The following is an 18,877-nucleotide window of genomic DNA, read 5'->3' on the forward strand; positions in this document are numbered from 1 at the left end:
TGAAACGGGACCGAAGGAAGCGTCCGTTCCTTGAGAACTCAACAGCGTGCCAAAAGTCAACGCCAGATATGTTGATACCCCGGCCTGCTTCGGCAGGTTGGTGGTTCCTTTGAAAAGTCCTGCGGGATCTTCGGATCCGGTAGGCAACAACAGCGAGGACGCTGTGAACAACCGGTCATATTCCGACCTGGTTGTTCCGCTCTCGTGTTGTGATCCCGATTACGGGAAAACATTCACGGAGAGTTTGATCCTGGCTCAGGACGAACGCTGGCGGCGTGCTTAACACATGCAAGTCGAACGATGAAGCCTTTCGGGGTGGATTAGTGGCGAACGGGTGAGTAACACGTGGGCAATCTGCCCTTCACTCTGGGACAAGCCCTGGAAACGGGGTCTAATACCGGATAACACTCTGTCCCTCATGGGGCGGGGTTAAAAGCTCCGGCGGTGAAGGATGAGCCCGCGGCCTATCAGCTTGTTGGTGGGGTAATGGCCTACCAAGGCGACGACGGGTAGCCGGCCTGAGAGGGCGACCGGCCACACTGGGACTGAGACACGGCCCAGACTCCTACGGGAGGCAGCAGTGGGGAATATTGCACAATGGGCGAAAGCCTGATGCAGCGACGCCGCGTGAGGGATGACGGCCTTCGGGTTGTAAACCTCTTTCAGCAGGGAAGAAGCGAAAGTGACGGTACCTGCAGAAGAAGCGCCGGCTAACTACGTGCCAGCAGCCGCGGTAATACGTAGGGCGCAAGCGTTGTCCGGAATTATTGGGCGTAAAGAGCTCGTAGGCGGCTTGTCACGTCGGATGTGAAAGCTCGGGGCTTAACCCCGAGTCTGCATTCGATACGGGCTAGCTAGAGTGTGGTAGGGGAGATCGGAATTCCTGGTGTAGCGGTGAAATGCGCAGATATCAGGAGGAACACCGGTGGCGAAGGCGGATCTCTGGGCCATTACTGACGCTGAGGAGCGAAAGCGTGGGGAGCGAACAGGATTAGATACCCTGGTAGTCCACGCCGTAAACGTTGGGAACTAGGTGTTGGCGACATTCCACGTCGTCGGTGCCGCAGCTAACGCATTAAGTTCCCCGCCTGGGGAGTACGGCCGCAAGGCTAAAACTCAAAGGAATTGACGGGGGCCCGCACAAGCAGCGGAGCATGTGGCTTAATTCGACGCAACGCGAAGAACCTTACCAAGGCTTGACATATACCGGAAAGCATCAGAGATGGTGCCCCCCTTGTGGTCGGTATACAGGTGGTGCATGGCTGTCGTCAGCTCGTGTCGTGAGATGTTGGGTTAAGTCCCGCAACGAGCGCAACCCTTGTTCTGTGTTGCCAGCATGCCCTTCGGGGTGATGGGGACTCACAGGAGACTGCCGGGGTCAACTCGGAGGAAGGTGGGGACGACGTCAAGTCATCATGCCCCTTATGTCTTGGGCTGCACACGTGCTACAATGGCCGGTACAATGAGCTGCGATGCCGCGAGGCGGAGCGAATCTCAAAAAGCCGGTCTCAGTTCGGATTGGGGTCTGCAACTCGACCCCATGAAGTCGGAGTTGCTAGTAATCGCAGATCAGCATTGCTGCGGTGAATACGTTCCCGGGCCTTGTACACACCGCCCGTCACGTCACGAAAGTCGGTAACACCCGAAGCCGGTGGCCCAACCCCTTGTGGGAGGGAGCTGTCGAAGGTGGGACTGGCGATTGGGACGAAGTCGTAACAAGGTAGCCGTACCGGAAGGTGCGGCTGGATCACCTCCTTTCTAAGGAGCATCTAGATTCCGCAAGGAATCCAGAGCCACTACGTCGGCAAATGTTCGACGGTGGTTAGCTCATGGGTGGAACGTTGACTATTCGGCACGATCGGCAAGTTTTTGTGAGTACTGCTTCGGCGTGGAAAACGGGAACGGGTTGGTCGGGTCGGGCACGCTGTTGGGTATCTGAAGGTATGGCCGTGAGGCTGCCTTCGGTTGCCGGCCCCAGTGCACTCACCTGTAAGGGTGGGGTGATGGGTGGCTGGTCGTTGTTTGAGAACTGCACAGTGGACGCGAGCATCTGTGGCCAAGTTTTTAAGGGCGCACGGTGGATGCCTTGGCACCAGGAACCGATGAAGGACGTGGGAGGCCACGATAGTCCCCGGGGAGCTGTCAACCAAGCTTTGATCCGGGGGTTTCCGAATGGGGAAACCCGGCAGTCGTCATGGGCTGTCACCCGCTGCTGAACACATAGGCAGTGTGGAGGGAACGCGGGGAAGTGAAACATCTCAGTACCCGCAGGAAGAGAAAACAACCGTGATTCCGGGAGTAGTGGCGAGCGAAACTGGATGAGGCCAAACCGTATGCGTGTGATACCCGGCAGGGGTTGCGCATGCGGGGTTGTGGGATCTCTCTTTCATAGTCTGCCGACTGTGAGACGAGTCAGAAACCGTTGGTGTAGGCGAAGGACATGCGAAAGGTCCGGCGTAGAGGGTAAGACCCCCGTAGCTGAAACATCAACGGCTCGTTTGAGAGACACCCAAGTAGCACGGGGCCCGAGAAATCCCGTGTGAATCTGGCGGGACCACCCGCTAAGCCTAAATATTCCCTGGTGACCGATAGCGGATAGTACCGTGAGGGAATGGTGAAAAGTACCGCGGGAGCGGAGTGAAATAGTACCTGAAACCGTGTGCCTACAAGCCGTGGGAGCGTCGCGCATCGAGCTTGCTCGGTGCGTCGTGACTGCGTGCCTTTTGAAGAATGAGCCTGCGAGTTAGCGGTGTGTAGCGAGGTTAACCCGTGTGGGGAAGCCGTAGCGAAAGCGAGTCCGAATAGGGCGATTGAGTTGCACGCTCTAGACCCGAAGCGGAGTGATCTAGCCATGGGCAGGTTGAAGCGGAGGTAAGACTTCGTGGAGGACCGAACCCACCAGGGTTGAAAACCTGGGGGATGACCTGTGGTTAGGGGTGAAAGGCCAATCAAACTCCGTGATAGCTGGTTCTCCCCGAAATGCATTTAGGTGCAGCGTCGTGTGTTTCTTGCCGGAGGTAGAGCACTGGATAGGCGATGGGCCCTACCGGGTTACTGACCTTAGCCAAACTCCGAATGCCGGTAAGTGAGAGCACGGCAGTGAGACTGTGGGGGATAAGCTCCATGGTCGAGAGGGAAACAGCCCAGAGCATCGACTAAGGCCCCTAAGCGTACGCTAAGTGGGAAAGGATGTGGAGTCGCAGAGACAACCAGGAGGTTGGCTTAGAAGCAGCCACCCTTGAAAGAGTGCGTAATAGCTCACTGGTCAAGTGATTCCGCGCCGACAATGTAGCGGGGCTCAAGCGTACCGCCGAAGTCGTGTCATTCATACATATATCCCCAACGGGAGTATGGATGGGTAGGGGAGCGTCGTGTGCCGGGTGAAGCAGCCGCGGAAGCGAGTTGTGGACGGTTCACGAGTGAGAATGCAGGCATGAGTAGCGATACACACGTGAGAAACGTGTGCGCCGATTGACTAAGGGTTCCTGGGTCAAGCTGATCTGCCCAGGGTAAGTCGGGACCTAAGGCGAGGCCGACAGGCGTAGTCGATGGACAACCGGTTGATATTCCGGTACCCGCTTTGAAACGCCCAATACTGAATCAGGCGATGCTAAGTCCGTGAAGCCGGCCCGATCTCTTCGGAGTTGAGGGTAGTGGTGGAGCCGACGAACCAGACTTGTACTAGGTAAGCGATGGGGTGACGCAGGAAGGTAGTCCAACCCGGGCGATGGTTGTTCCCGGGGTAAGGGTGTAGGCCGTGTGGTAGGCAAATCCGTCACACATTAAGGCTGAGACCTGATGCCGAGCCGATTGTGGTGAAGTGGATGATCCTATGCTGTCGAGAAAAGCCTCTAGCGAGTTTCATGGCGGCCCGTACCCTAAACCGACTCAGGTAGTCAGGTAGAGAATACCGAGGCGTTCGGGTGAACTATGGTTAAGGAACTCGGCAAAATGCCCCCGTAACTTCGGGAGAAGGGGGGCCATCACTGGTGATTGGATTTACTCCATGAGCTGGGGGTGGCCGCAGAGACCAGCGAGAAGCGACTGTTTACTAAAAACACAGGTCCGTGCGAAGCCGTAAGGCGATGTATACGGACTGACGCCTGCCCGGTGCTGGAACGTTAAGGGGACCGGTTAGTGCACTTTCGGGTGTGCGAAGCTGAGAACTTAAGCGCCAGTAAACGGCGGTGGTAACTATAACCATCCTAAGGTAGCGAAATTCCTTGTCGGGTAAGTTCCGACCTGCACGAATGGCGTAACGACTTCTCGACTGTCTCAACCATAGGCCCGGTGAAATTGCACTACGAGTAAAGATGCTCGTTTCGCGCAGCAGGACGGAAAGACCCCGGGACCTTTACTATAGTTTGATATTGGTGTTCGGTTCGGCTTGTGTAGGATAGGTGGGAGACTTTGAAGCAGCCACGCCAGTGGTTGTGGAGTCGCCGTTGAAATACCACTCTGGTCGTGCTGGATGTCTAACCTGGGTCCGTGATCCGGATCAGGGACAGTGTCTGATGGGTAGTTTAACTGGGGCGGTTGCCTCCTAAAGAGTAACGGAGGCGCCCAAAGGTTCCCTCAGCCTGGTTGGCAATCAGGTGTTGAGTGTAAGTGCACAAGGGAGCTTGACTGTGAGACCGACGGGTCGAGCAGGGACGAAAGTCGGGACTAGTGATCCGGCAGTGGCTTGTGGAAGCGCTGTCGCTCAACGGATAAAAGGTACCCCGGGGATAACAGGCTGATCTTCCCCAAGAGTCCATATCGACGGGATGGTTTGGCACCTCGATGTCGGCTCGTCGCATCCTGGGGCTGGAGTCGGTCCCAAGGGTTGGGCTGTTCGCCCATTAAAGCGGTACGCGAGCTGGGTTTAGAACGTCGTGAGACAGTTCGGTCCCTATCCGCTGTGCGCGTAGGAATATTGAGAAGGGCTGTCCCTAGTACGAGAGGACCGGGACGGACGAACCTCTGGTGTGCCAGTTGTCCTGCCAAGGGCATGGCTGGTTGGCTACGTTCGGAAAGGATAACCGCTGAAAGCATCTAAGCGGGAAGCCTGCTTCGAGATGAGTATTCCCACCACCTTGAGTGGTTAAGGCTCCCAGTAGACGACTGGGTTGATAGGCCAGATGTGGAAGCCCGGTAACGGGTGGAGCTGACTGGTACTAATAGGCCGAGGGCTTGTCCTCAGTTGCTCGCGTCCACTGTGTTGTTCCCAGGCCACGAACAGTCGTGCTGGTTGAACAGTTTCACTGCTTAATTGAAAAGTGTGCTTGTTCGCTAAGTGCCGATACTCCGCATTGCGGAGTGGCCGATAGTGTTTCGGTGGTCATTGCGTTAGGGAAACGCCCGGTTACATTCCGAACCCGGAAGCTAAGCCTTTCAGCGCCGATGGTACTGCAGGGGGGACCCTGTGGGAGAGTAGGACGCCGCCGAACAATCTTTCAAGGACCCTTGGTCCCAGCGTTCATGCTGGGACCAAGGGTCCTTTTGTTTTTTCCGAAGCGCGTCGGATCGTCGACTGCGCGAGAATGTTTGTGGTACCCGATGACAGGAGTCACCCCGATGTCCACCAACTCTTCCGACGACCGTCCGGAGCGCGAGCCGCGTCGCCGGGACGGTGGTGACAGGGGCGGCTTCCGAGGCGGCCGTGACGACCGTTCGTCCGCTCCTCGCCGAGACAACGACCGCGGCCCGCGTCGTGACGACAACCGTGGCGGTAGCACCGGTGGTGGCTTCCGTCGTGATGACCGTGCTCCGCGGCGTGAGGACGACCGTGGTGGATTCCGCGGCGGTCAGCGTGATGACCGTGGCGGCCGCCCCGCCGGCGGTTTCGAGCGTCGCGACGACCGCCCGCGCGGCCCGCGCCGCGACGACGACCGCCCCGGCGGCTTCCGCCGTGACGACAGCCGTGGCGGCAGTACCGGTGGTGGCTTCCGTCGTGATGACCGTGCTCCGCGGCGTGAGGACGACCGTGGTGGATTCCGCGGCGGTCAGCGTGATGACCGTGGCGGCCGTCCCGTCGGCGGTTTCGAGCGTCGCGACGACCGCCCGCGCGGCCCGCGCCGCGACGACGACCGCCCCGGCGGCTTCCGCCGTGACGACAGCCGCGGTGGCAGCGCCGGTGGTGGCTTCCGCCGCGACGACAACCGTGGTGGCGGCTTCGAGCGCCGTGACGACCGCCCGCGCGGCCCGCGCCGCGACGACGACCGCCCCGGCGGCTTCCGCCGTGACGACAGCCGTGGCGGCAGTACCGGTGGTGGCTTCCGTCGTGATGACCGTGCTCCGCGGCGTGAGGACGACCGTGGTGGATTCCGCGGCGGTCAGCGTGATGACCGTGGCGGCCGTCCCGTCGGCGGTTTCGAGCGCCGCGACGACCGCCCGCGCGGCCCGCGCCGCGACGACGACCGCAGCGGCAACACCGGTGGTGGTTTCCGCCGTGACGACAACCGTGGCGGCAGCACCGGTGGTGGTTTCCGCCGTGACGACAACCGTGGCGGCAGCACCGGTGGTGGTTTCCGCCGTGACGACAACCGTGGCGGCAGCACCGGTGGTGGCTTCCGCCGCGACGACCGTGACCGCGGCCCGCGCCGTGAGGACGACCGTCCGAGCAATTTCCGTCGTGATGACCGTGCTCCGCGGCGTGAGGACGACCGTGGTGGATTCCGCGGCGGTCAGCGTGATGACCGTGGCGGCCGCCCCGCCGGCGGCTTCGAGCGTCGCGACGACCGCCCGCGCGGCCCGCGCCGCGACGACGACCGCAGCGGCAACACCGGTGGTGGCTTCCGCCGCGACGACAGCCGCAGTGGCAGCGGTGGCGGTTTCCGCCGCGACGACCGTGGCGACCGTGGTCCGCGCCGCGACAACGACCGGGGCGGCGACCGTGGAGGCTTCCGTGGCCGTGACGACCGCGGTGGTTACCAGGGACGTGACGACCGGGACCGTGAGCCCATCAAGCGGCTCCCGATCCCCGACGACGTCACCGGCCACGAGATCGACAAGGACGTACGGCAGGAGCTCATGAGCCTGCCGAAGACCCTCGCCGAGGACGTCGCGCGGAACCTCGTCATGGTCGCCCGTCTGATCGACGACGACCCGGACCAGGCGTACGCGTACTCCCGCATCGCGCTGCGGCTGGCCTCGAGGGTCGCCGCCGTTCGTGAGGCCGCGGGCTTCGCCGCGTACGCCACGCAGAAGTACGCCGAGGCACTGGCCGAGTTCCGCGCGTCGCGGCGTATGACCGGGTCCGTGGAGTTGTGGCCCGTCATGGCCGACTGCGAGCGCGGCCTCGGGCGTCCCGAGCGGGCGATGGCCATGGCCGGTGAGCCCGAGGTGCAGAAGCTGGACAAGGCCGGTCAGGTCGAGATGCGCCTGGTCGCCGCCGGCGCCCGGAGGGACATGGGGCAGATCGACGCGGCCATCGTCACACTGCAGGGTCCTGAACTCGCCTCCAACGCGGTCCACTCGTGGACTCCCCGCCTGCGTTACGCCTACGCCGACGCGCTCCTGGAAGCCGGCCGCGAGGACGAGGCCCGTGAGTGGTTCGGCAAGGCTCTGGAGGCGGACAAGGATGGTGCGACCGACGCGTCCGACCGCCTGGCCGCACTCGACGGTGTGGAGTTCGTGGACGCGCTCGGCGACGACGACGAGCGGTCCGTCGCGACGGCCGATGCCGGCGAGCACGAGCCGGCCGAGCGGGACGTTCCTGTCGAGGACGACCTGGACGAGCACGACGACCTGGACGAGCACGACGAGGACGACGAGGACGACGACGCGGATGGATCCGCGAAGGCCTGACCTCGCCTGAGGCGCGCACGAAGGGGCGGCACCCACGCGGGTGCCGCCCCTTCGTGCGTTCCGGGCCATCCGCAGCCCTGACTCCAGGCGTTCGTGCGGCCGCCGGCTCAGCCGGTGCCGAGGCTCCGCAGGACCAGTCCCGTGGCCGGCTTCGGGCCGAACGATGTCGACTTCCGGGGCATCGTGACACCCTGTCGGGCCAGGTGCCGGACGACTTCCTCGCGTACCGGATGTATCAGGACCGCCGTGGCGTCATACCGTTCCGCCTGCTCCACCACCGCTGCTGCGTCGTGGATGTAGGCGATGTGCTGCGGGTCGTCAGGGATGCCCCAGACCTCGTCGAGGAGTGTGGAGTGCAGCACCGTCGCGTCCAGGGTCCGCCAGGCGGCCGGCCGGTCCGCGCGGATCGTACGGGCCAGCAGGCGTTCGTCGGGCCGGTCGGCCAGGTAGAAGCGGCCGTCGCCCGCGAGCAGGAAGGCGTTGCTCTCCGAGGTGGCCTCCGCCAGGGCGTCGAGCGCCGCCGGAAGGGGCAGGTCGACGGGACGGACACGGAAGCGGCCGTCGAGGGCTTGGAGTGCCCGGGCGACCGGGAACCGGTGCAACAGCCGGTGGATGGCGCGTACGCGCAGCGGGTAGCGGGCCGTGTCGACGAGCAGCACGAGGCCGAAGTCCCAGGGTCCCGGGGTCGATTGTTCCCGCTGGAGTCGCAGGTAGGTGGCCCATCGGTGGTGGCCGTCGGCGATCAGCGCCTGGCGGCGGGAGAGGTCGGACTCGATGCGGGCCCGCTCGTCGGGATCCGAGACGGCCCAGAGGCGGTGGCCGAACCCGTCCTCGGTGGTCGTGTCGAGCAGGGGCGGGCGTTCCGCGACCCGCTCGATGACGGCCGCCGCGCCGTTCGGCCCGCCGTCCCCCGCGTAGCTGAGCAGCAGAGGTTCGAGATGCGCCGCCACGGTCCGCATCAGGTCGGCCCGGTCCTCGACGATGTCGGCCATCACGTCCTCGTGAGGCATCACGATTCCCTCCGACGCGGGGGAGAGCGTGAGGGCGCCGATCACGCCGCGCTGGAGGATGTCACCGGAACTCTGCTCGTAGACGTAGAGCACGGGTTCCGGGTCCGGTGCGAGCACGCCCTCCGCGAGCCACTTCTTCAGGGTCGCGGCGGCCTGCCGGTGGCGTTCGGCGGCCGTGCCGGCCTGCGGGAGGATCAGCCGCACGATGTTGTGCGGGTCCGCGGACTCGAGATGGTGCAGACCGTCCGGCCGTACGACGACGTCGTACGGTGGCGAGGTCACCGCCGCCAGGCTGCCGACCCGGTCGGGGACGTACCGCAGTCCGCGGAAGGGGGTCAGCCGCAGTCCCCTGCCGGCGGCGGGCCCGGATGTGTTCATTTGTGCATCGTATGTGCGCTCCCGCGATGCGCGATGATCGGGGGAGAAGCATGGAAAGAGGAGCGCAGGCATATGAGTCAGCAGTACAGGTCCCGGCCGCTCGGGAGCAGCGAGGCGCTCAGCGAGGCGTACGACACCGCTCTGCTCGATCTGGACGGTGTGGTGTACGCGGGCGGGCACGCGATCGGCCACGCGGTCGAGTCGCTGGCCAGTGCCCGGGAGGGTGGCATGCGGCTGGCGTACGTGACGAACAACGCCCTGCGGACTCCGGACGCCGTGGCGGGGCACCTGACGGAGCTCGGAGTGCCTGCCGAGCCCGGTGACGTCATCACGTCCGCGCAGGCGGTGGCCCGGCTGATGGCCGATCAGCTGCCGCCCGGGGCGCGTGTGCTCGTGGTCGGCGGTGAGGGACTGCGCGTCGCCCTCCGGGAGAGGGGCCTGGTGCCGGTGGAGTCCGCCGACGACGAGCCGGTCGCCGTGGCGCAGGGATACGGCGGGCCCGACCTTCCGTGGGGCCGGTTCGCCGAGGCGGCGTACGCGATCGCGGGCGGGGCGGTGTGGTTCGCGTCCAACACGGATCTGACGATCCCGAGCGCCAGGGGCATCGCGCCGGGCAACGGCGCCGCGGTGGAGGTCGTCCGCATCGCGACCGGGGCCGAGCCGCAGGTGGCGGGCAAGCCGCTGCCCCCGATGCACCGCGAGACGGTGCTGCGGACCGGGGCGGAGCGGCCGCTGGTGGTGGGGGACCGCCTGGACACGGATATCGAGGGGGCGTTCAACGGTGGCGTGGACTCGCTGCTCGTGCTCACCGGGGTGACCGACGCCGCGCAGCTGCTGGCGGCCGAACCCAAGTACCGGCCGACCTATGTGGACCGGGACCTGCGGGGCCTGCTGACCGGCCAGCCCGAGGTGTCGCCGGAGGGGGACGGGTTCCGCTGCGGCGGCTGGACGGCCCTGGCGCGCGGGGACGCGCTCGCGCTGGACGGTGGTGGCGACCCCGTCGACGGGCTGCGGGCCCTGTGCGCGGCCGCGTGGACGCATGCAGGGGACGGGGCGTGCGGGCTGGACTGGGCCAAGGCCGTGGCGGAACTGGACCTCTAGGGCCGGAGTCCCGGACCCGGTGCGCTACCGCAGAGTTGGCACTGTGGGAGGATAGGCTAACCTAACCACGTGTTGGTCGAGAGTCCCCCCGAATCGCGTTCCGGTCCCGCAGCCGTGCCGGACACGTCCGGGCGCGCCGGGCGCCATGCGTTCCGCGCAGCCGGTCTCCTGGTGTCCGTGGGCGTCCTGGTGCTGGTGTGTCTGGCGAGTGTCGCGGTCGGCGCCAAGGCCCTGCCGCTCTCCGACGTGTGGCACGGCCTGTTCCACTACTCCGGGACGAACGGCGACGTTCTCGTCCGGGACGTGAGAGTTCCGCGCACCGTGCTCGGGCTGATCGTCGGGGCCGCCCTCGGACTCGCCGGGGCGGTGATGCAGGCGCTGACCCGCAACCCGCTCGCCGAGCCCGGGCTGCTGGGCGTCAACGCGGGCGCGGCCGCCGCCGTCGTCTCGGCCATCAGCTTCTTCGGCGTCACATCCCTGACGGGATACGTCTGGTTCGCGTTCGGCGGCGCCGCCCTGGTGTCGGTGGCCGTGTACCTCCTCGGCGGCAGCCGGTCGGCGAACCCCGTACGGCTGGCACTCGCCGGCACGGCGGTCACCGCGGCGCTGTTCGGCTACGTCAACGCCGTCCAGCTGCTGGACTCGGCGGCCCTGGACCGGCTGCGCTTCTGGACCGTCGGGTCGCTGGCCTCCGCCAACACGGAGACCGTCGGCAAGGTCTGGCCGTTCATCGCGGCCGGCGTGGTGCTGTCGCTGCTCATCGCCCGGCCGCTCAACGCCCTGGAGATGGGCGACGACACCGCCAAGGCGCTCGGCGCGCACCTGACCCGCACCCGCGTCCTCGCCATGGTGTCCGTCACCCTGCTCTGCGGGGCCGCGACCGCGGCCTGCGGTCCGATCGTCTTCATCGGGCTGATGATCCCGCACCTCGTCCGCACCATCACCGGGCCCGACATGCGGTGGATCCTGCCGTACGCGGCCGTCCTCGCGCCCGTGCTGCTGCTCGGCGCCGACGTGGTCGGCCGGGTCGCCGCCCGGCCCTCCGAGCTGCAGGTCGGCATCGTCACCGCGCTGCTCGGCGGACCCGTCTTCATCCATCTCGTACGACGCAAGAGGATGGCCCAGCTGTGAAGGCCGCGCAGGACACCACCAGGACGGTCCACGCCGTGCGGACGGCCGGCGGGTTCTCCTTCCGGGTGGACGCCCGGGCCTTCGCGGTGATCGCGCTGCTCGTCGGAGTGGCGGCCTTCGTGGCCCTGGTGCTCATCGGCAGCGGCGACTATCCGATGTCCCCCGGTGAGGTCGTCACCACACTGTCCGGCAACGGGACCTTCCAACAGAAGTTCATCGTCACGGAACTGCGGCTGCCGAGGGTCCTGGTCGGGCTCCTCGTCGGCGCCGCGCTCGGTGTCGGCGGCGCCGTCTTCCAGAGCGTCTCGCGCAACCCGCTCGGCAGCCCCGATGTGCTCGGCTTCGGACAGGGTGCAGCGGTCGGCGCCCTCGCCGTGATCGTGCTCGTCCACGGCGGACCCACCGAGGTCGCCGCCGGCGCCGTCGCCGGTGGCCTGCTGACCGGGGTGGCGGTCCACCTGCTGGCCTGGAAGCGCGGCGTGCACGGCTACCGGCTCGTCCTCGTCGGCATCGGCGCGGCCGCCATGCTCACCGCGGCGATCCACTACCTGATCACCAAGGCCAACCTCGTCGACGCCACCCGGGCCGTCGTCTGGATGACCGGCTCCCTGGACGGCAGGGACTGGGCCCAGGTGTGGCCGCTGCTCGCCGTCTGCTGCGCGCTGCTCCCGGTGATCCTGGGACACGGCCGGGCGCTCCGCATGATCGAGATGGGCGACGATGCGGCGCACGCCCTGGGCGTGAAGGTGGAGCGCACCAGGCTCGTCCTGCTGGGCAGCGCCGTCCTGCTCGTCGCCGTCGCGACCGCCGCCGCGGGCCCCATCGTCTTCGTGCCGCTGAGCGCCCCGCAGGTCGCCCGGCGGCTGACCCGTGCCCCCGGGCCCAACCTGGCAGCAGCGGCCGGCACGGGCGCGGCTCTGCTCCTCGTCGCCGACTGGACGGCGATGAACGCGTTCGGGGACCGTCAGCTCCCCGTGGGCGTGGTCACGGGCGTTCTCGGCGGCTGCTATCTGCTGTGGCTGCTGGTGGCCGAGCGCCGGGCGGGACGCATATGAAGCCAGGCACGCCGGACCCCTCGCAGAGCACGCCCACCGATTCCGGGAGTACGACCATGCAGCGCCTCACCGCGGACTCGGTGACCCTCGGCTACGACCAGCGTGTCATCGCCGAGAACCTCTCGGTCGAGATACCCGACCGCTCGTTCACCGTCGTCGTCGGGCCCAACGCCTGCGGCAAGTCGACACTCCTGCGCGCACTCTCCCGGATGCTGAAACCGAGCAGCGGGGACGTCCTGCTGGACGGGGAGTCCATCCACCGGCTGCCCGCGAAGAAGGTCGCGAGGACGCTGGGCCTGCTGCCCCAGTCCTCCATAGCCCCCGACGGCATCACCGTTGCGGACCTCGTCTCCCGCGGCCGCTACCCCCACCAGGGACTGCTGCGCCAGTGGTCGCCCGAGGACGAGCGGATCGTGAAGGAGTCCATGGAGTCGACCGGCGTCGGGGAACTCGCCGACCGCTACGTCGACGAACTGTCCGGCGGCCAGCGCCAGCGCGTCTGGATCGCCATGGCGCTAGCCCAGCAGACCCCGCTGCTGCTGCTCGACGAACCGACGACGTACCTCGACATCCAGCACCAGATCGACGTGCTGGACCTTTGTGCCGAACTGCACGAGACGCGGGGGCGCACCCTGGTCGCCGTGCTGCACGACCTCAACCACGCGGCCCGCTACGCGACCCACCTCATCGCCATGCGAGGGGGGAAGGTCGTCGCCGAGGGGGCGCCCGGCGACATCGTCACGGCGGAACTCGTCGAGCAGGTCTTCGGGATGAGGTGCCAGGTGATCGACGACCCGGAGACGGGGACGCCGCTGGTGGTGCCGGCGGCCCGCAGGAAGCGCTCGGGGGCCGCCGTCTGAGGCCCGCCCCGCCCACCGGTCCCGTCCGGCTCAGAGCATGGACTTGAGCTTCAGCAGATCGCGGAAGCCCGCCTCCAGACGTACCCGGCCGGACGCCCAGGCCTTCGCGAAGTTCAGCCTGCCGTCGACCATGGCCACCAGGTCGTCGCCGGTCATGGCGAGCCGGATCTCGGCCTTCTCCCTGGGCGGGCCGTCGAGGGTGTCCACGACCTGGATCCGGCCGTGCGCCAGCCGTCCGGTGAACGTCACGTCGAGATCCCTGATGTGGCAGCTCAGCGAGCGGTCGAGGTCGGCGGCACCGCGCACGTCGCCGTCCGCGCCCGCCAGATTGCCGGAAAGTGTGTCGAGTGCGCTGCGGCACTCCTCCATGGTCGCCATCGTCACCGACGGTACACCGGCCCTTCGGGGTAGCGTTCCCGCATGAGCGACTGGATGCCGGGGCCGGACACGGCGCAGCAGGCTGAGGCGGACGGCGCGTCCGCACCGCCCGCCGCGCCTCCCGCGCCCTCGTACGACCCCGCCCCGCCCGAGCCTCTCGGCGTCGCGCGCACCCCGACAGGTCACGCCGCGGTGGACGCGCGGCTGGAGCGGCTGGCCGACGCCGACCACCTCGCCGCCGACGGCCACACCGGGGTGTACGAGGATGTACACCGTGGGCTGCGCGAAGAGCTGACCGCTCTGGACGCCGGGCCCGCACCGACGCCCGTGCACGACATCAGGAGCTGAACCGAACGTGGCAGGAGTGGCACGTCGCCGCCTCGACGCCGAGCTGGTACGCCGCAAGCTCGCCCGCTCGCGTGAGCACGCGAGCCAGCTGATCGCAGCGGGGCGGGTGACCGTCGGCGGCAACACGGCGACCAAGCCGGCGACCCAGGTCGAGACCAGTGCCGCCGTCGTCGTCGTCAAGGACGACAGCGATCCGGAGTACGTCTCACGGGGTGGCCACAAACTCGCGGGCGCCATCACCGCCTTCGCGCCCCTGGGGCTGCGGATCGAGGGACGGCGGGCCCTGGACGCAGGGGCCTCGACCGGCGGGTTCACGGACGTGCTGCTGCGCGCCGGGGCCGGTCACGTCGTCGCCGTCGACGTCGGGTACGGCCAGCTCGCCTGGTCGCTCCAGTCGGATGAACGTGTCACCGTCAAGGACCGTACCAACGTACGTGAGCTGACGCTGGAGCAGATCGACGGGAAGGCGGTGGACCTGGTGGTCGGAGATCTGTCGTTCATCCCGCTCGGCCTTGTGCTGCCCGCTCTCGCGCGCTGCGCGGCTCCCGACGCCGACCTGGTGCTCATGGTCAAGCCGCAGTTCGAGGTGGGCAAGGAGCGCCTCGGCAGCGGCGGTGTGGTCCGCAGTCCCGAGCTGCGGGCCGAAGCGGTACGCGAGGTGGCGCGCCGGGCCGGACTGCTCGGCCTCGGCGTCCTGGGGGTGACGGCGAGCCCGCTGCCCGGGCCGTCGGGAAATGTTGAATACTTTCTGTGGCTGCGGGCCGGCGCACCTGAGCTGGATCCCGCGGACGTCGATCGTGCAGTGGCGGAGGGGCCCCGTTGACGACGCATGCGGCACAAACCGGTAACCCGGAACGAACTGTCTTCCTTCTCGCACACACCGGCCGTCCGGCCGCCATCCGCAGCGCCGAGCTCGTCGTCCAGGGCCTGCTGGCGCACGGCCTCGGCGTCCGCGTGCTGGCCGCGGAGGCCGAGGACCTGCCGCTGCCACCGTCCGTGGAGACGGTGACGTCCGCCACGCCGACGGCGGTGGACGGATGCGAGCTGCTGATCGTCCTCGGCGGGGACGGGACGCTGCTGCGCGGTGCCGAGATCTCCCGCGCCTCCGGCGTCCCCATGCTCGGCGTCAACCTCGGACGGGTGGGTTTCCTGGCCGAGGCCGAGCGGGACGACCTGGACAAGGTCGTCGACCGGGTCGTCACCCGGGCCTACAAGGTCGAGGAACGCATGACGCTCGACGTCGTCGTGCGCAGCAACGGTGACATCGTGCACACCGACTGGGCGCTCAACGAGGCCGCGGTGCAGAAGGTCTCGCCCGAGCGGATGCTGGAGGTCGTCCTGGAGATCGACGGCCGGCCCGTGACCGGCTTCGGCTGCGACGGGATCGTCTGCGCCACCCCGACGGGATCGACCGCGTACGCCTTCTCGGCGGGCGGCCCCGTCGTCTGGCCGGAGGTCGAGGCACTGCTCATGGTGCCGATCAGCGCCCACGCGCTGTTCGCCAAGCCGCTGGTGACCTCGCCCGACTCGGTGCTGGCCGTGGAGGTCCAGCCGCACACGCCGCACGGCGTGCTGTGGTGCGACGGGCGCCGGACGGTCGAGCTGCCCGCCGGGGCCAGGGTCGAGGTGCGGCGCGGTGCGGTGCCCGTGCGGCTAGCGCGGCTCCACCAGGCATCGTTCACCGACCGCCTGGTGGCCAAGTTCGCGCTGCCCGTGCAGGGCTGGCGGGGCGCTCCGCACTGATCCGCGGCCGCGCTGATCACACCCGCGTGAGTGAACCGGTGACCGGGGTCCGTCGCACACCGGGCTCCGGACCTCGTAAGGTCATGTCCGTGTTGGAGGAGATGCGGATACGGTCGCTCGGAGTCATCGACGACGCGGTGGTGGAGCTGTCACCCGGTTTCACCGCGGTCACGGGCGAGACCGGCGCGGGCAAAACCATGGTCGTCACCAGCCTCGGGCTGCTGCTCGGCGGCCGTGCCGACCCCGCCCTGGTGCGGATCGGTGCCAAGGCCGCCGTCGTCGAGGGGCGCATCACCGTGTCCCCGGGCGACGCGGTGGCAGTGCGGGCGGAGGAGGCCGGGGCCGAGATCGAGGACGGCGCGCTGCTCGTCAGCCGTACCGTTTCGGCGGAAGGGCGCTCGCGTGCCCACCTGGGCGGCAGATCGGTGCCCGTCGGTGTGCTCGCCGAACTCGCCGACGAGCTCGTCGCCGTGCACGGCCAGACCGACCAGCAGGGGCTGCTCAAGCCGGCCCGGCAGCGCCAGGCCCTGGACCGCTACGCGGGCGGTGGTGTCGACGTGCCGCAGGCCAAGTACTCCGACGCGTACCGGCGGCTGCGCGCGGCCGTCACGGAGCTCGACGAGCTGACCACCCGGGCCCGGGAGCGGGCGCAGGAGGCGGACCTGCTGCGCTTCGGCCTCGACGAGGTCGCCGCGGTGGAGCCGCTGCCCGGTGAGGACACCGAACTCGCCGCCGAGGCCGAACGGCTCGGCCACGCCGAGGCCCTGGCGTCCGCGGCCGCCCTGGCACACGGGGCGCTGGCCGGGGACCCGGAGGACCAGGAGGGCGTGGACGCCACCACGGTCGTCGCCGCCGCCGGGCGCTCCCTGGACGCCGTACGGGCGCACGACCCGGCGCTCGCCGCGCTCGCCGACCGGATCGGCGAGATCTCGATCCTGCTCGCGGACGTCGCCGGGGAACTGGCCGGTTACGCCGACCAGCTGGACGCCGACCCGCTGCGGCTCGCCGCCGTGGAGGAGCGGCGGGCGGCGCTGGCCGCACTCACCCGCAAGTACGGCGAGGACATCGCCTCCGTGCTCGCCTGGGCGCAGGACGGCGCCTCCCGGCTCACCGAGCTGGAGGGCGACGACGACCGGATCGGTGAACTGACGGCGGAGCGGGACGCGCTGCGCGGTGAACTCTCCGCCCTCGGGCAGGAGCTGACCGACGCGCGGACGGAGGCCGCCGCGCGCTTCGCCGCCGCGGTGACGGAGGAGCTGGCGTCGCTCGCGATGCCGCACGCCCGGGTCTCCTTCGCCATCCGGCAGACCGAGGCACCGGACGAGGCGTCCGGCATCGACATCGGCGGCCGGAGCGTGCTCTACGGGCCGTCCGGTGCCGACGAGGTGGAGCTGCTGCTCGCGCCCCACCCCGGTGCGCAGCCCCGGCCGATCGCCAAGGGCGCCTCGGGCGGTGAGCTGTCCAGGGTGATGCTCGCCGTCGAGGTGGTGTTCGCGGGCTCCGATCCCGTGCCGACGTATCTCTTCGACGAGGTCGACGCGGGTGTCGGCGGCAAGGCGGCCGTCGAGGTCGGCCGGCGCCTGGCGAAACTCGCCAGGTCCGCGCAGGTCGTCGTGGTCACCCACCTGCCGCAGGTGGCGGCCTTCGCCGACCGCCAGTTGCTGGTCGAGAAGACCGTGGACGGATCGGTGACCAGCAGCGGCGTCACGGTCCTGGAGGGCGAGGACCGGGTCAGGGAGCTGTCCCGGATGCTGGCCGGCCAGGAGGACTCGGAGACGGCCCGCGCCCACGCCGAGGAGCTCCTGGAGACCGCGCGCGCCGACGGCCGATAGACCGGCGGACGTCAGTTCCGCGCCGTCCGCCTCACTCGTAGGAGTGAGGCGGACGGCCCGTCGTCGCCGAGACGGCGGGAGCAACGTTTCATCGGTCCCGGAACGTGCGTACGGACTGGCATCCTTGGCGCTGTACCTTCCACCGACTCGGGAGCCCCGGGAGCCGATCAACGTGTCACAGCTGCGTACGGTCCAAGTCCTCGGCGGTGGTGCCGGAAGCAGCGCTCACGTCAGCTCGCTCGCCGCCGGTCTCATCGCCCGGGGGGTCCAGGTCACCGTCTGCGCCCCCGCCGGCGCCGGCCGTGCCCACGGCCTCCCCGCGACGGGCGCCCGCTTCGTCGCGGTGCCCCGCCGCAGCGACCCCGCCGCCGTCGCCGCCCTCCGCACCGCCTGCACCGGTGCGGACATCGTCCACGCCCACGGGCTGCACGCCGCCGTGCGCGCGGCGATCGCCATCAGCGGACGCGGCACACCGCTGGTGATGACCTGGCACTCCCGCGTCCACGCGGAGGGCACCCACGGCCGGTTGCTGCGCCTGCTGGAGCGAAGGGCCGCGCGTGCCGCGGCCGTCGTCCTGGGCACGTCGTGGGAGCTCGTCGACCGGGCCCGCCGGCGCGGCGCCAGGGATGCCCGGCTCGCACCGGCGGCCGTCCCGGCGAGCCTCTTCGGCGGCACGGCCGACGCCGACAAGACCCGCGCCGAACTCGGCGCCGTGGGAAGGCCCGTCCTCGTCTCGGTGACCCAGGACGGACACGACACGCTGCTGGACGCCGCACGCGAGTGGCAGGCGATGGACCCCGTGCCCCTGCTGGTGGTCGTGGGGGAGGGCACCCGGTCCGGGACGTTGCGGCACCGGATCGCGGACGAGGGACTGCCCGTCGTCCTCACGGACGGCCGGGAGGACATCGGCGCGCTCCTCGCCGCCGCCGACGTGGCCGTGCTGCCGGGCCGCGGGGACGCCGGGCCGCTGCTCGCACAGGAGGCGCTGCGCCGCGGCGTCCCACTGGTCGCGGCCCGGAACAGCGACATGCCCGAACTCGTCGGCGACGCGGCCGCGTTCGTGCCGCCCGGGGACGCGGCGGCGCTGGCAGCCACCGTCGCACGCCTCCTCGGGGACGCGGAGCAGCGCGAGCGGCTCGTCGGCGCAGGGCGCGCGCAGGCCGCCGGCTGGCCGACCGAGGACGACACGATCGCCCACGTCCTGTCCGTGTACGACGAGCTGGCCCAGCCGTTGGCCACCGCCCGGGCATGAG

Annotated in this window: 12 protein-coding genes and 3 rRNA genes; 13 read left to right on the forward strand and 2 right to left on the reverse strand. The window is 68.4% G+C overall.

Going from position 1 to position 18,877, the window contains the following annotated elements:
* Positions 1–232: 232 nt before the first annotated feature.
* The 4 genes from OG206_RS25570 to OG206_RS25590 all read left to right on the forward strand — a co-directional run bounded on the left by OG206_RS25570 (position 233) and on the right by OG206_RS25590 (position 7,788).
* Positions 233–1,758: ribosomal RNA gene (locus OG206_RS25570) — 16S ribosomal RNA — on the forward strand.
* Between the two features lie 296 nt (positions 1,759–2,054).
* A 23S ribosomal RNA gene (locus OG206_RS25575) occupies positions 2,055–5,180 on the forward strand.
* A gap of 132 nt (positions 5,181–5,312) precedes the next feature.
* Positions 5,313–5,429, forward strand: a 5S ribosomal RNA gene (rrf, locus tag OG206_RS25580).
* The 16S, 23S and 5S rRNA genes sit together here, the layout of an rRNA operon.
* Positions 5,430–7,011: 1,582 nt before the next feature.
* Entirely contained in the window at positions 7,012–7,788 is a 777-nt protein-coding gene (locus tag OG206_RS25590) for a hypothetical protein (RefSeq protein ID WP_327122400.1), read from the forward strand.
* Between the two features lie 107 nt (positions 7,789–7,895).
* Here the strand turns inward: OG206_RS25590 and OG206_RS25595 are convergent, their stop codons facing one another.
* Positions 7,896–9,176: a DUF1015 domain-containing protein gene (locus OG206_RS25595; RefSeq protein ID WP_327120022.1), complete on the reverse strand. Its 1,281-nt coding sequence runs from the start codon at positions 9,174–9,176 to the stop codon at positions 7,896–7,898.
* Positions 9,177–9,248: 72 nt separating this feature from the next.
* On the opposite strand from OG206_RS25595, the gene OG206_RS25600 reads away from it, so the two are divergent.
* The 4 genes from OG206_RS25600 to OG206_RS25615 all read left to right on the forward strand — a co-directional run bounded on the left by OG206_RS25600 (position 9,249) and on the right by OG206_RS25615 (position 13,323).
* A complete protein-coding gene (locus OG206_RS25600; protein ID WP_327120024.1) occupies positions 9,249–10,277 on the forward strand; it encodes an HAD hydrolase-like protein in 1,029 nt (342 codons plus the stop codon).
* Positions 10,278–10,391: 114 nt separating this feature from the next.
* The gene (locus OG206_RS25605) at positions 10,392–11,408 is read left to right on the forward strand and encodes a FecCD family ABC transporter permease (protein ID WP_327122401.1); all 1,017 of its coding nucleotides are present in this window, start codon (positions 10,392–10,394) and stop codon (positions 11,406–11,408) included.
* The gene (locus OG206_RS25610; protein WP_327120026.1) at positions 11,405–12,463 is read left to right on the forward strand and encodes a FecCD family ABC transporter permease; all 1,059 of its coding nucleotides are present in this window, start codon (positions 11,405–11,407) and stop codon (positions 12,461–12,463) included. The genes OG206_RS25605 and OG206_RS25610 overlap by 4 nt, the downstream gene beginning before the upstream one ends.
* Positions 12,464–12,519: 56 nt before the next feature.
* The gene (locus tag OG206_RS25615) at positions 12,520–13,323 is read left to right on the forward strand and encodes an ABC transporter ATP-binding protein (RefSeq protein ID WP_327120028.1); all 804 of its coding nucleotides are present in this window, start codon (positions 12,520–12,522) and stop codon (positions 13,321–13,323) included.
* A gap of 30 nt (positions 13,324–13,353) precedes the next feature.
* On the opposite strand, the gene OG206_RS25620 is transcribed toward OG206_RS25615, so the two are convergent.
* Positions 13,354–13,701, reverse strand: coding sequence for an SCP2 sterol-binding domain-containing protein (locus OG206_RS25620; RefSeq protein WP_327120030.1), 348 nt, complete (start codon positions 13,699–13,701; stop codon positions 13,354–13,356).
* Positions 13,702–13,743: 42 nt separating this feature from the next.
* On the opposite strand from OG206_RS25620, the gene OG206_RS25625 reads away from it, so the two are divergent.
* The 5 genes from OG206_RS25625 to OG206_RS25645 all read left to right on the forward strand — a co-directional run bounded on the left by OG206_RS25625 (position 13,744) and on the right by OG206_RS25645 (position 18,876).
* Positions 13,744–14,049: a hypothetical protein gene (locus OG206_RS25625; protein WP_327120032.1), complete on the forward strand. Its 306-nt coding sequence runs from the start codon at positions 13,744–13,746 to the stop codon at positions 14,047–14,049.
* 7 nt (positions 14,050–14,056) lie between these two features.
* Complete coding sequence (locus OG206_RS25630; RefSeq protein ID WP_327120034.1) at positions 14,057–14,872, forward strand: TlyA family RNA methyltransferase; 816 nt, start codon at positions 14,057–14,059, stop codon at positions 14,870–14,872.
* Entirely contained in the window at positions 14,869–15,792 is a 924-nt protein-coding gene (locus OG206_RS25635) for an NAD kinase (RefSeq protein ID WP_327120036.1), read from the forward strand. Before OG206_RS25630 ends, OG206_RS25635 begins: the two co-directional genes overlap by 4 nt.
* Before the next feature lie 83 nt (positions 15,793–15,875).
* Positions 15,876–17,624: a DNA repair protein RecN gene (gene recN / locus OG206_RS25640; RefSeq protein ID WP_327120038.1), complete on the forward strand. Its 1,749-nt coding sequence runs from the start codon at positions 15,876–15,878 to the stop codon at positions 17,622–17,624.
* Positions 17,625–17,796: 172 nt separating this feature from the next.
* Positions 17,797–18,876, forward strand: a complete 1,080-nt coding sequence (locus OG206_RS25645) for a glycosyltransferase (protein ID WP_327120040.1) — start codon at positions 17,797–17,799, stop codon at positions 18,874–18,876.
* The last annotated feature ends 1 nt before the right edge of the window (position 18,877 follow it).

The sequence above is a fragment of the Streptomyces sp. NBC_01341 genome (assembly GCF_035946055.1).
Classification (GTDB): domain Bacteria; phylum Actinomycetota; class Actinomycetes; order Streptomycetales; family Streptomycetaceae; genus Streptomyces.

Excerpts from the sequence above, each read along its gene's own strand:
- OG206_RS25600 (WP_327120024.1), top strand. The coding sequence starts at position 9,249 with ATGAGTCAGCAGTACAGGTCCCGGCCGCTCGGGAGCAGCGAGGCGCTC.
- OG206_RS25615 (WP_327120028.1), top strand. The coding sequence starts at position 12,520 with ATGCAGCGCCTCACCGCGGACTCGGTGACCCTCGGCTACGACCAGCGT.
- recN (WP_327120038.1), top strand. The coding sequence starts at position 15,876 with ATGTCCGTGTTGGAGGAGATGCGGATACGGTCGCTCGGAGTCATCGAC.
- OG206_RS25590 (WP_327122400.1), top strand. The coding sequence starts at position 7,012 with ATGAGCCTGCCGAAGACCCTCGCCGAGGACGTCGCGCGGAACCTCGTC.
- OG206_RS25595 (WP_327120022.1), bottom strand. The coding sequence starts at position 9,176 with ATGAACACATCCGGGCCCGCCGCCGGCAGGGGACTGCGGCTGACCCCC.
- OG206_RS25625 (WP_327120032.1), top strand. The coding sequence starts at position 13,744 with ATGAGCGACTGGATGCCGGGGCCGGACACGGCGCAGCAGGCTGAGGCG.
- OG206_RS25620 (WP_327120030.1), bottom strand. The coding sequence starts at position 13,701 with ATGGCGACCATGGAGGAGTGCCGCAGCGCACTCGACACACTTTCCGGC.